This window comes from Mycolicibacter longobardus, from assembly GCF_002102265.1.
Lineage (GTDB): Bacteria > Actinomycetota > Actinomycetes > Mycobacteriales > Mycobacteriaceae > Mycobacterium > Mycobacterium longobardum.
On the sequence record NZ_LQPG01000053.1, the window covers coordinates 1 to 12489 of the forward strand.

Genomic DNA, 12489 nt, shown 5'->3' on the forward strand with positions numbered 1-12489 from the left:
AGAGCCAGGCACCAGGTGAGAAGAACCCAACCACCGCAACGCGGCACCGTCGACAGTGACACTGAGTGTTTGCACACGACACGCCGCGCGTAGGCGTACAGCTACGCACGCTCGCGAGAAAGGGGTTGGGCGCGGTCAGTGCGGCAGGTCCCGGAATGGGGCGTCCCGGTAGGGGTCCGGCTCCTTGGGCAGCCCGAGCACCCGCTCGCCGATGATGTTGCGTTGAATCTGGTCGGTGCCGCCGCCGATCGAGGTGAAGTAGGCGTTGAGCGCGCGGAACGTGACCGCATCACCGACCGGATTCTCCGGTCCGCTCAGCATGGCCTCGGCGCCGATGATCTCGGTCTGGACCCGGGCGGTCTCGTGCAGGATGCGTGACATCGCGATCTTGCCCAGTGCCAGCAGGGTCGCCGACTCAGCGCGATCTTTGCTGGTCTTGGCGCGCTGGGTGTTCCACCGGTTGACCGCGGCCAGCTCTTGCGCGCGGGCGATCCGTTGGCGGATGTGGCCGTCGTCAAGGCATCCGGCATCGCGGGCCAGTTCCACCAGGCCACCGGACTTCTCGTTGCGCCGTGCGGTGCGCGCGACATCGCCCATCAGCCGGCGCTCGTAGCCCAGCGCGACCTGTAGCACCGACCACCCCTCGCCCGGCTCGCCGATCCGGTTGGCGTCGGGAACCCGGGCGTCGGTCAGGAACACCTCGTTGAACTCCGATTCGCCGGTGATCTGATGGATCGGGCGGACCTCGACGCCGGGCTGGCGCATGGGCAGCATGAAGAAGGTGATCCCGTCGTGCTTGGGCACGTCCGGGTTCGTGCGGGCCACCAGCATGCCGTAGTCCGCGGTGGTCGCGAACGACGTCCACACCTTCTGCCCGTTGACCACCCAGTCGTCACCGTCCCGCTCGGCGCGGGTGCGCAGACCGGCCAGGTCGGAGCCCGCGCCGGGCTCGCTGTAGAGCAGGCACCACTTGCTCTCGCCGCGCAGTGCCGGGGGCAGCAGCCGGCGCTTCTGCTCTTCGGAGCCGCGGTCGTGCACCGTGCAGGCGAACAGGTCAGCGCGATCATGGCCGGTGCCCGGCGCCCCGGCGGCGGCGAATTCAGCTGCCACCAAGCGGGATTGGCGGTCGGTGAGGCCGCGACCGTAGTACTCGGGTTCCCAGCTCGGGGCGGTCCAGCCCGCTTCGAGGATGGCCGCGGCGAAGGTTGCCCGGTCGGTTCCGGGTGACCAGTTGGCGGCCAGCCAGTCGCGGACCTCGGCCCGCAGTGCGTCGTCGTCGGCGTTGTTTGTCATCTCAGGCTCCGATCTCGCGCAGGTAGCGTTCGCGATGCCAGGACGGGCTGCCGAACAGCTGGGCGTCGCTGCGCGCCCGGCGCAGATACCGGTGGGCGGGGTGTTCCCAGGTGAACCCGATACCGCCGTGCACCTGAATATTGGTGGCACCCACGAAGACGAACGCGTCCGAACAATAGGCCTGGGCCAGAGCAAGATCCGCGAGCCAACCTTGAGATCCGTCGGCGGCCGCCGCGGCAACATGCCGTGCCGCCGACACCGCCGACTCGGCCTCCAGCAGCATGTCCGCGCACATGTGCTTGACCGCCTGGAAGCTACCGATGGCCCGGCCGAACTGGTATCGGGTCTTGGCGTAGTCGCGGGCCATCTCCATGGCGCACCGAGCGGCACCGGCCTGCTCGCCGAGCAGCGCGACCGCGGAACGGTCCAGCGCATCGGTCAACGCGGTGACACCGCCGCCGGCCGCACCCACGGCCGTGGCCGGAGCGCCGGAGAGCCGTACGGCACAGAGGCGGCGGGACAGATCGACTGTCGTCATGGGTTCCACCGTGACGCCCGGGCCGGTGGGGTCGACGGCGAAGATCCCGGATCCGTCCTCGGCGGTGGCCAGCACGTACAGCAGGTCCGCCGTGTCGGCGTCGAGCACGAACCGCTTCTCTCCGGTCAGCAACGCAGTCCCACTGCCGGCGGCCGAGGTCGCCGGTGTCGCCGGCGGTCGGGTCGAGCCGCCTTCGGCGAAGGCCACCGCGACGCGGGTGCGTCCGGCGGCGATCTCCGGCAGCACCGCTTCGCGCTGCGCCGGGTCATCCACGGCCGCAAGCAGATTGACCGCGAGTACCGCCGTCGACAAGTACGGCCCGGCGAACAGCGCCCGGCCCAGCTCCTCGGCCACCACCCCCACCTCGACCAAGCCGGCTCCGGCGCCGCCGTACTCCTCGGGCACCAGCAGCCCGAGCAGGCCCATCTCGGCCAACTCACGCCAGACGCCGTCGGGATCGGAGTCGGGCGAGCGTTTGGCCATCAACTCGGCGACCGCGCCGCGCAGCGCCCGCAGTTCCTCCGGGGTGGATCCAGGCACGGGTCAGCCTTTCCGTGTGAAGGCGTTGCGCAGGCTCGCGCATTGGCCGGCGAAGAAGGTCTGCGAAACCGGCGCCTTGGGCATCAGCAGGTCGAAACCGTGGAATGCGCCGGGGACGGTCTCGACCTCGCAGGGCACGCCTGCCTGCTGCAGTCGCTCCGCATAGGCCAGATCCTCGTCGTAGAACAGGTCCAGCGCGCCCACCCCGATCCAGGCCGGCGCCAGCCCGCTCAGATCGGCGCGCCGAGCAGGCACCGCGACCTGCGGATCGGCGTTGCCCAGATACGACGTCCAGCCGAACAGGTTGCTGCGCGGATTCCATAACCGGTAGCCCGGATTGGCCGGCAGCGCCGCGCTGCGATCATCGAGCATCGGGTAGACCAGCAGCTGCAGCACGGGTTTGACCCCGTCACGGTCTGCGGCCAGCTGCGCCAGGGCGGCGGCCAGGCCACCGCCGGCACTGGCCCCGCCGATCGCCACCCGGGCCGGATCCACCCCCGGCAGCCCGGCGAGCTCCGTCAGCGCTGCCCAGCAGTCGTCCAGCGCGGCGGGGTAGGGGTTTCGGGGCGCCAGCCGATAGTCCACGGACGCGACGGTCGCCCCGAGTTCGTCGCTGAACCTGCGGCAGAGCCGGTCATCCTGGGCGGCGCTTCCCATCACATAGCCGCCGCCGTGTATCCACAACAGGGCGGGAGCGGGATGGGCGGGCGGATTCTGCGGCCGAAAGACCCGGACATTGGCGCCCGACGGCAGATCCAGGACCTCGACGCCGCGGGGTCTGCGACGGCCCTGCAGCCCGACGAGCGCCTGCAGCACGGGCAGCGTCCGAGGCCCGATCCCGCCACGCGGGATGAATCGGGCTGCCCTGCGCAGATCTGGATGGAACGCGCTGCTTACCATCGGCTCAGTATTGCGGGCGCCGGATTCCTCCGTTCTGCCAACCCACCGGTTTCATGCGGCGGTCCCAGCTTCGCCTCTCCTCCGTCGAGCCTTGCTGAACCACCGGGTTCATGCGGCGGTCCCAGCTTCGCCTCTCCTCCGTCGAGCCTTGCTGAACCACCGGATTGCGGTGAACTCCGGGCTCGGCGCGGTACATTGCCCCAATGAGCGGACAACCGCAGACCCGGGAGACCGGACTCAACCTGGCCGGGCGCCTGCGCTGGTTCAAGCGGGCCCGAACGGCCGACTACCTGCTGGCCTTCAGCGTTGCCTCAGCTTCGCTGCCGGTGGTCGGGAAGCGGTTGGAGCCCCTGGGCGGGATGACCGCGATGAGCGTGTGGGGCACCCGCCACATGCCGGAGTTCCTGTCCAGCGCCGCCAAGACGTGGCTGGCACCGGGGGCCGCCAACGCCCGCAGGCAGGCGCGTGAGCAGACCCACGCCGTGAGCGACGCCGCGTTGCGCGGCGTGGTCTCGGCGGCCGACCTGGACATCCAATGGCCCGAGCCGGAGCAGCTGCCACCGGTCGCCAAGGCGCTGCAGCACCGACGGCACATCTACCGCTCCGGGGTGCGCTACGGCAGCGACCCCGCGCAGGTGCTCGACGTGTGGCGGCCCCGGGAGCTGCCGGACGGCCCGGCGCCGGTGTTGATCTACGTTCCCGGCGGCGCCTGGGTGCACGGCAGCCGAACGCTGCAGGGTTATGCGCTGTTGTCGCATCTGGCCGAGCGCGGCTGGGTGTGTTTGTCGATCGACTACCGGGTCGCACCGCACAACCGCTGGCCGAGCCACATCGTCGACGTCAAGACCGCGATCGCCTGGGCGCGCGCCAACGTCGACAAGTTCGGCGGCGACCGCAGTTTCGTCGCCGTCGCGGGCGCCTCGGCCGGCGGACATCTGGCCGCCCTGGCCGGGCTGACCGGCAGTGTCGGCGAGGACCGGGAGTTCGCCGACCGGCTGCCGGCGGGCGGTGACACCTCGGTGGACGCCGTGGTCGGCATCTACGGCCGCTACGACTGGGAGGACCGATCCACCCCGGAACGGGTCGCCTTCGTCGACTTCCTGGAACGGGTGGTGGTCGGACGTTCGATCCGGCGCAATGGCGACCTCTACCGCAAGGCCTCCCCGATCGCGCGGGTGCATCCCGGGGCGCCGCCGTTCCTGGTCGTGCACGGCAGCGCCGACACCGTCATTCCGGTGCAGCAGGCCCGCAGCTTCGCCGACCGGTTGCGGGCGGCGTCACGCTCCAAGGTCGGGTACCTGGAGCTGCCGGGAGCGGGACACGGCTTCGACATGACCGACGGTGCCCGGACCGGTGCGGCGAGCACGGCAATCGGATTGTTCCTCAACCAGATTCACCGCGACCGCGCCACGATCGGGAACAAACAGATCATCTGAACCCATCGGTCGCGACGCCACGGTAGGGTCCTGAGCATGGGGATGGATCCGCGGTGAAGCGGCTCACCGGGTGGGATGCCGTTCTGCTGTACAGCGAGACGGCGAACGTGCACATGCACACGTTGAAGATTGCGATCATCGAACTGGACGCCGACCGGCGGGGGTTCGACATCGACGCCTTCCGCCGGGTGATCCACAGCCGGCTCTACAAGCTGGATCCGTTCCGCTACCAGCTGGTGGACATCCCGGGCAAGTTCCACCACCCGATGTGGCGGGAGAACTGCGAGGTCGACCTGACCTATCACATCCGGCCGTGGTCGCTGCCCGCTCCGGGTGGCCGCCGCGAACTCGACGAGGCCATCGGAGAGATCGCCAGCACGGCACTGGACCGCCGCCGCCCGCTGTGGGAGATGTACTTCATCGAGGGCCTGGCGAACAACCGGATCGCGGTGGTCGGCAAGGTCCACCACGCCCTCGCCGACGGGATCGCCTCGGCGAATCTGATGGCCCGCGGCATGGATCTGGTGGCCGGCCCGCAGATCGAAAAGGACTCCTACGAAACCGATCCCGCCCCGACCCGTGGGCAGCTGGTGAGTGCGGCGTTCCGCGACCATCTCCGCCACATAGGCAGGATTCCGGGCACCATCGGCTACACCGCGGCCGGCATCGGTCGGGTCCGGCGCAGCACCCGCAAGCTGTCCGCCGAACTGACCCGGCCGTTCACCCCACCACCGAGTTTCATCAACCACATGCTCACCCCCGAACGCCGGTTCGCCACCGCGACCCTGGCATTGGCCGACATCAAGGCGACCAGCAAGCAGTTGGGCGTCACGATCAACGACCTGGTGCTGTCGGTCTCGGCGGGGGCGTTGCGCACGCTGTTGCTGCGTTACGACGGCAAGGCGGATCATCCACTGCTGGCTTCGGTGCCGATGAGCTTCGACTTCTCCCCGGACCGGATCTCCGGGAACCGGTTCTCCGGGGTGCTGGTGGCGCTGCCGGTAGATGTCCCCGACGTGCTGGATCGGGTCGAAAAGGCCCGGGAAGCAGCCAATCTGGCCAAGGAAGCCCATCATCTGGTCGGGCCGGAGCTGGTCAGCCGATGGTCGGCGTACTTCCCGCCGGCACCGGCCGAGTCATTGTTCCGGTGGTTGTCCAGCCGCGACGGGCAGAACAAGGTGCTCAACCTCAACATCTCCAACGTCCCGGGCCCGCGGGAGCGCGGCCGGGTCGGCGGCGCCCTGGTCACCGAGATCTACTCGGTGGGGCCGTTGACCGCCGGCAGCGGATTGAACATCACCGTGTGGAGCTACGTGGACCAGCTCAACATCTCGGTGTTGACCGATGGCGCCACCCTCGATGATCCGCATGAGGTCACCACCGCCATGGTGGAGGAGTTCATCGAGATACGCCGCGCCGCCGGCCTTTCCGAAAAGCTGACGCCCGTCGAGACGGCGATGGCGCCGGCGTAGGGCTAGCCGGTCGTCGCCAGCGCCTGCAATTCTCGCCGCAGTACCTTGCCGGTGTTGTTGCGCGGCAACGCGTCCAGGACGGTGATGTCGCGGGGCGCCTTGTAGCCCGCCAGGTTGTCCCGGACATGCCGCTTCAGCTCGTCAGGCGTGGCCGACGCGTCGGGCTCCAACACCACGAAGGCCACCAGTCGCTGGCCGTAGTCGGCGTCGTCGACACCGATCACGGCGGCCTCGGCGACGGCGGGATGGGCGGTCAGGGCTTTCTCCGTCTCGATCGGGTAGACGTTCTCGCCGCCGGAGACGATCATCTCGTCGTCACGGCCGACCACGAAAAGCCTTCCGGTGTCGTCGAAGTAGCCCAGATCCCCGGACGCCATGAACCCGTCGTGGAACAGCTTCGAGTCGCCGCCAGTGTAGCCGTCGAACTGCGATGAGTTGCGGACGAAGATCTGCCCGGTCTCCCCCGCCGGCAGTTCGGCAAAATCGGCGTCCAGGATCAGGATCGTGGTTCCCGGGGCTGGGCGCCCGGCGGTGTCGGGCGAGTAACGCAGGTCTTCGGGTGTGGCCAGGGCGATCATCCCGGCCTCGGTAGCGTTGTAGTTGTTGTAGACCACGTCGCCGAACGCGTTCATGAAGGCCGTCACCACATCCGGGCGCATCCGCGAACCCGACGCCGTCGCGAACCGCAATGACTTGCAGGGGTATTGGGCGCGGATCTCATCGGGCAGTGCCATGATCCGGTCGAACATCACAGGCACGACGCACAGTCCGGCCGCCTGGTTGGTCTCGACCAGCGCCAGGGTGGCCTCGGGGTCGAACTTCCGCCGGGTGGCGATCGTGCAGGCCATGGTCAACGCCAGTGCCAGCTGCGAGAACCCCCAGGCGTGAAACATCGGTGCCGCGATGACCACGGTCTCCTCGGTGTGCCAGGGGATGCGGTCGAAGATGGCTTGCAGGTCGGCGATACCGCCGCCGCCGCGCCCGGAGCGACGCGCACCCTTGGGCGTGCCGGTGGTTCCGGAGGTGAGCATGACCAGCTTTCCGGCCCGGGTTGGCTTGGTCGGGCGCGCTCCGGGGTGGGTGTCGATCAGGTCGTCCACCGTCAGGCCGGGGATCTCGCCGTCGGTCCAGCTCACCACTCGGGTGCACCCGGAGTCGACGGGCACGGCCAGATCCACTGCCGCGGTGAACTCTTCGTCGTAGAAGATCAGGTCGACGTCTTCGCGGGCCACGACTTCGGCCAGCGCCGGGCCGGCGAAGCTGGTGTTGAGCAACAGCACGTCGGCGCCGATCCGGTTGGCGGCGGCCAGGGCCTCGATGAATCCGCGATGGTTGCGGCACATCAGGGCGATCGCCCGTGGTGTCCGGCCGGGAAGCCGCTGCAGGGCGGCGGCCAGCGCGTCGCAGCGCCGGTCGAGTGCCGCATAGGTCAGGCTGCCGCGCTCGTCGATGATCGCCGGGCGGTCTCCGCACCGCTGGGCCGCCATGGCGATCCCGGTGGTGGTGGTGCCGCCCTCGCGGGCCGCGGCGGCGGCGATCCGGACGTACTTGTCGGGGCGCAGCGGCGCCAACAGCCCGACTCGGGTGAAGGTCGCCAGCATCGAACCGACCCGGGCAAGCGGGTCGAACAGTCCGGGAGCCATCCGCTCAGCCCAGGATCGGCAGGCGACGCTCGCGGGCGAGCTTGTCCAGGGCGTCCTGCATGACGGCGCGCACGTGCGCGTCGACGACGTCGATGTCGGGGTCCTCACCGAACTCGGCGATGATGTCGATCGGCTCGCACACCTGCATGACGATCTTGGTGGGCAGCGGCAGGTTGATCGGCAGCACCGCCGACAGACCGAACGGGAAGCCGAACGAGATCGGCAGAATCTTGACCCGCATCAGCTTGTCCAGGCGCAGCGCCTTGGCCAGCCCGGTGCCGCGGGACAGGTAGAACTGGCTTTCCTGACCGCCGATCCCGACCGTCGGCACCAGCGGCACCCCGGCGTTGATCGCCGCGCGGATGTAGCCCTTGCGCCCGCCGAAGTCGATCTTGTTCTCCTCCAGCGTGGGTCGGTAGACGTCGTAGTCGCCGCCGGGGAAGACCACCACCACGCCACCGGAGCGCAGTGCCTCGTCGGCGTTGGTGTGGTTGGCCGGGATGAACCCGGTCTTGCGGAAGAAGTCGGCGGTGACGCCGGTGAAGATCAGATCGTGGCTCAGGGTGTAGACCGGCCGCTCATAACCGAACTTGTCGTAGAAGCCGGTGGCGAACACCGGTACGTCCATCGCGAACAGGCCGCCGGAGTGGTTCGACACCACCAGGGCGCCGCCGTTCGGGAACGAGTCCAGGCCCCGCACCTCAGACCGGTGGTACCCCTTGATCAGCGGACGCAGCAGACCCATCACCCGTTCGGTCAGGCCCGGGTCCCACTTCGTGATGGGCCGGGGCAGGTCGTCCGACCAGTCATTGTCTGGCGTGTCCACCGCAGCCCCCTCGGATTGGAACGTGTTCTAGTTTTGCCTATGTTACCCGCTCAAGCCGGTCGTGGATAATCAGCGCAATGGACCGGCAGCCGGAGGAGTTCCGCATCGATCTGCAGGCGTACTTCGAGCGTGTCGACTACCGCGGCAGCACCGAACCGACGCACGCGACGCTGGCCGGGCTGATAGCCGCACATGTGCGCCGCATCCCGTTCGAGAATCTCGACCCCCTGATGGGTGTGCCGGTGATCGACCTGGGTACGGCGTCGCTGACCGCCAAGCTGGTGGCGCGCCGCCGCGGCGGCTACTGCTATGAGCACAACAACCTGATGCGCGATGTCCTGTGCGAACTCGGATTCGACGCCCAGCGGCTGTCCGCGCGGGTGGTGTGGATGAGCCCCGACGGGCTGGACGGCCCGCCGCCCCCGCAGACCCATCAGGCGCTGGCGGTACAGATCCCGGGTTCGGGCGAGCGGTACCTCGTCGACGTCGGATTCGGCGGCCAGACACCGACGGCACCCATCCCCTTGGTCGCCGATGAAGTCGAGCAGACCTCCCACGAGCCGTTCCGGCTGTGCCAGCACGCAGATGGGTACGTGTTGGAAACTCAGATCGGGCAGCGCTGGCGCCCGCTCTACATCGTCGGTATGCAGCCGCGCCCGCTGATCGACATGCAGGTGGGCAGTTGGTACGTGTCGACCTACCCCGAGTCGAACTTCGTGGTCGGCTTGAGTGCGGCTCTGGTGACCGATGATGCTCGCTGGAACCTGCGGGGGCGCAACCTCGCCATCCACGCACGGGGCGGCACCGAACGGGTACGGTTCGACGACGCCGCGCAGGTGTGCGCGGCACTGGTCGATCGATTCGGCATCGATCTGACCGGCTTGGGTGATGTGGAGGCCAAGGTGGCGTCGGTGTTGGACAACTGATGATGCGAACAAGGTTGGTAAGCCTGATCGCAGCCGCGGTGCTGTCGTTCGCCGGTACTGCGTCTGCCGCGCCGATGCCGGGCATCGAGCTGCTGGACGACAACAGCAGTTGCACAGCGGGTTTCGTCGCCCAGGGCGATGACGGCGGCTACTACCTGCTGACCAGCGGGCACTGCGACTCACACGACGGATCGCAGTGGACCGACCTCTTCGAGACGCCGCTGGGCAGAATCACCGCCAGCGAGTACGACGGCGAGGGCCGGGATGCCGCGATCATCCGGCTCGACCCCGAGGCAGGCCGGCCCAACGGCAGAATCGCCGGCCGCTACCCGGTGGCCAATGCGCTGACCGCCGACCAGATTCACGTCGGCATGACGATCTGCAAGGTGGGCGCCCAGACCGGCGAGACCTGCGGTCCCGTCACCGCCGTCATCGGCAACGTCGTTGAGACCCAAGTGTTCAGCACCGTCGGTGACAGCGGCAGTCCGGGGTTCGTGGTCAACCCGGACGGCAGCGCCAGCGCGGTCGGCATTCTCACGGGCGGACCCGAGGACGACGACTCCAACACCGACTTCGTCTTGGTGGACCCGATCCTGCGGCAGTGGGGCCTGCGCCTGGTGCATTAGGGGGGTGCGTTAGAACGTGTGCGATTCCGGCGAACCTACCTGTCTTCAGGGTGCATGCTGGATTCATGGGTCACTACAAGAGCAATGTTCGCGACCTGGAGTTCAATCTGTTCGAGCTGCTGGGGCTCGACGAGTGTCTGGCAGACGGGGCGTTCGGCGATCTGGACGGCGACACGGTGCGCCAGATGCTGGCCGAAGCCGCCCGGCTTGCCGAGGGCCCGGTGGCGGAATCCTTCGCCGCCAGCGACCGCCACCCGCCGGAGTTCGACCCGGCCACCCACAACGTGACACTGCCGGAGCCCTTCAAGGCGTCGCTGCGGGCCTGGCAGGAGGGCGAGTGGTTCCGGATCGGCCTGACCGAGGACGTCGGGGGCGTGCCGGCGCCGGCGATGGTGTCCTGGGCGATCAACGAACTGGTGCTGGGCGCCAACCCCGCGGTGTTCATGTTCATGGCCGGCCCGATCTTCGCCAACATCCTCTACGACCTGGGCAACGAACAGCAGCGGCACTGGGCCGCCATGGCGATCGACCGGAACTGGGGCGCCACCATGGTGTTAACGGAGCCGGATGCCGGCTCCGACGTGGGGGCGGGACGGACCAAGGCCGTGGAGCAGTCCGACGGCAGCTGGCACATCGACGGCGTCAAGCGGTTCATCACCAACGGTGACAGCGACGACCTGTTCGAGAACATCATGCACATGACCCTGGCCCGTCCCGAGGGCGCCGGGCCGGGGACCAAGGGGCTCAGCCTGTTTCTGGTGCCCAAGTATCTTCCGGATCCCGAGACCGGGGAGCCGGGTGAGCGCAACGGGGTGTTTGTCACCGGGCTGGAACACAAGATGGGACTGAAGGTTTCGACCACCTGCGAACTCACCTTCGGCCAGCACGGTGTTCCGGCGAAGGGCTGGCTGGTCGGGGACACCCGCAACGGTATCGCTCAGATGTTCCACGTCATCGAGTACGCGCGAATGATGGTGGGCACCAAGGCGATCGCCACACTGTCCACCGGCTACCTCAATGCGCTGGAATACGCCAAGACCCGGATCCAGGGCGCCGATCTGACCCAGATGACCGACAAGACCGCGCCGCGGGTCACCATCCTCCACCATCCGGACGTGCGGCGCGCCCTGATGATGCAGAAGTCCTATGCCGAGGGGATGCGGGCGCTGTACCTCTACACCGCGGCCCACCAGAATCCGCACGTGGCGATGCTGGTGTCGGGTGCCGACGCCGAGATGGCGGAGCGAGTCAACGACCTGCTGCTGCCGATCGTCAAGGGGGTGGGCTCGGAGCGGGCATATCAGTGCCTGACGGATTCGCTGCAGACGTTCGGCGGATCCGGCTTCCTGCAGGACTATCCGATCGAGCAGTACATCCGTGACGCCAAGATCGACAGTCTCTACGAGGGCACCACAGCCATTCAGGCGCAGGACTTCTTCTTCCGCAAGATCGCCCGCGACCGCGGTGTGGCATTGGGGCACCTGGTCGCCCAGATCGAGGGGTTCCTCGACAGCGGTGAGGCCCGCCCGGAGTTGGCGGATTCCCGCAAGCTGCTGTCCGCCGCGCTTGACGACGTCCGGGCGATGGCCACCGTGATGACCGGATACCTGCTCGGTTCGCAGCAGGAACCCCGCCAGCTCTACCGGGTGGGTTTGGCATCGGTGCGATTCCTGATGGCCGTGGGTGATCTGGTGATCGGCTGGTTGCTGCTGAAGCAGGCCGAGATCGCGCTGGTCGCGCTGGATCAGGGAGAGCCCGGCGGAGATGAGGAGTTCTACCGCGGAAAAGTCGGTGCGGCAACATTTTTCGCTGTCACCGTGCTGCCCAGGCTCAGTTCCGATCGGTACGTCGTCGAAAGCGAAGACCTGGCAGTGATGGACCTGGCCGAGGGCGCGTTCTGACGGGGACGGCTGGGGCTACCGCTCTGCCCTCCCCGGGCCATCAGCAGGGTATGGCAAAGCCCCTGGGATCTGGATTCGTGATAACAACGCCGGCCCTGATCTGGGCTCCCGGATGCATGCAGTACGGGATACCGTCCAGAAGGTTCTGCCAGCCCGGTGACGAGGTGTCGCCATGGCTGTATACCTTCTGCGCGATATCCACACCGCGCTGCACGCCGTTGGCGGCTCCGCCACTTGGATTCTGGTCGGGCTGCTGAGCGCATTGCGTTGGATCCGAGCAGAGCGGTGGATCGTCGGCGAAGGCACCCGGCGCCGAGATGAGGAGCGCAACGGCCCCCGCCGCAAAGGCGATCGAGTATTTCAACATGCGGTGATGCTATCAACGGCA

The 12489-nt window shown here is 68.1% G+C and carries 11 protein-coding genes; 5 read left to right on the forward strand and 6 right to left on the reverse strand.

Features of this window, described 5'->3' with window-relative positions:
- Positions 1-135: 135 nt before the first annotated feature.
- Genes AWC16_RS21185 through AWC16_RS21195 form a run of 3 tightly spaced genes read right to left on the reverse strand, consistent with a single transcriptional unit; the run spans position 136 to position 3271 of the window.
- On the reverse strand, positions 136-1293 hold the full coding sequence (locus AWC16_RS21185; RefSeq protein ID WP_085266689.1) for an acyl-CoA dehydrogenase family protein: 1158 nt from the start codon (positions 1291-1293) through the stop codon (positions 136-138).
- A 1-nt stretch (position 1294) separates the two neighbouring features.
- Positions 1295-2371, reverse strand: a complete 1077-nt coding sequence (locus AWC16_RS21190; protein ID WP_234812374.1) for an acyl-CoA dehydrogenase family protein — start codon at positions 2369-2371, stop codon at positions 1295-1297.
- 3 nt (positions 2372-2374) lie between these two features.
- A complete protein-coding gene (locus AWC16_RS21195) occupies positions 2375-3271 on the reverse strand; it encodes an alpha/beta hydrolase (protein ID WP_085266690.1) in 897 nt (298 codons plus the stop codon).
- Between the two features lie 203 nt (positions 3272-3474).
- On the opposite strand from AWC16_RS21195, the gene AWC16_RS21205 reads away from it, so the two are divergent.
- Both AWC16_RS21205 and AWC16_RS21210 read left to right on the forward strand, forming a co-directional pair.
- Complete coding sequence (locus AWC16_RS21205) at positions 3475-4707, forward strand: alpha/beta hydrolase (RefSeq protein WP_085266692.1); 1233 nt, start codon at positions 3475-3477, stop codon at positions 4705-4707.
- 53 nt (positions 4708-4760) lie between these two features.
- Positions 4761-6179 (forward strand): WS/DGAT/MGAT family O-acyltransferase, encoded by a 1419-nt coding sequence (locus tag AWC16_RS21210; RefSeq protein WP_085266693.1) that lies wholly within the window; start codon positions 4761-4763, stop codon positions 6177-6179.
- A 2-nt stretch (positions 6180-6181) separates the two neighbouring features.
- On the opposite strand, the gene fadD12 is transcribed toward AWC16_RS21210, so the two are convergent.
- Both fadD12 and AWC16_RS21220 read right to left on the reverse strand, forming a co-directional pair.
- Positions 6182-7822, reverse strand: a complete 1641-nt coding sequence (fadD12, locus tag AWC16_RS21215) for an acyl-CoA ligase FadD12 (RefSeq protein ID WP_085266694.1) — start codon at positions 7820-7822, stop codon at positions 6182-6184.
- Positions 7823-7826: 4 nt separating this feature from the next.
- Complete coding sequence (locus tag AWC16_RS21220) at positions 7827-8567, reverse strand: 1-acyl-sn-glycerol-3-phosphate acyltransferase (RefSeq protein WP_234812376.1); 741 nt, start codon at positions 8565-8567, stop codon at positions 7827-7829.
- A 158-nt stretch (positions 8568-8725) separates the two neighbouring features.
- On the opposite strand from AWC16_RS21220, the gene AWC16_RS21225 reads away from it, so the two are divergent.
- From AWC16_RS21225 to AWC16_RS21235, 3 genes are all read left to right on the forward strand, one after another.
- Positions 8726-9574: an arylamine N-acetyltransferase family protein gene (locus AWC16_RS21225; RefSeq protein WP_085266695.1), complete on the forward strand. Its 849-nt coding sequence runs from the start codon at positions 8726-8728 to the stop codon at positions 9572-9574.
- On the forward strand, positions 9574-10200 hold the full coding sequence (locus AWC16_RS21230) for a S1 family peptidase (protein WP_085266696.1): 627 nt from the start codon (positions 9574-9576) through the stop codon (positions 10198-10200). The genes AWC16_RS21225 and AWC16_RS21230 overlap by 1 nt, the downstream gene beginning before the upstream one ends.
- 65 nt (positions 10201-10265) lie before the next feature.
- Positions 10266-12101 carry an acyl-CoA dehydrogenase gene (locus AWC16_RS21235; RefSeq protein WP_085266697.1) on the forward strand — a complete coding sequence of 612 codons (1836 nt, stop codon included), beginning with the start codon at positions 10266-10268 and terminating at the stop codon, positions 12099-12101.
- Between the two features lie 40 nt (positions 12102-12141).
- On the opposite strand, the gene AWC16_RS21240 is transcribed toward AWC16_RS21235, so the two are convergent.
- The gene (locus AWC16_RS21240; protein WP_085266698.1) at positions 12142-12468 is read right to left on the reverse strand and encodes a hypothetical protein; all 327 of its coding nucleotides are present in this window, start codon (positions 12466-12468) and stop codon (positions 12142-12144) included.
- Between the last annotated feature and the right edge of the window lie 21 nt (positions 12469-12489).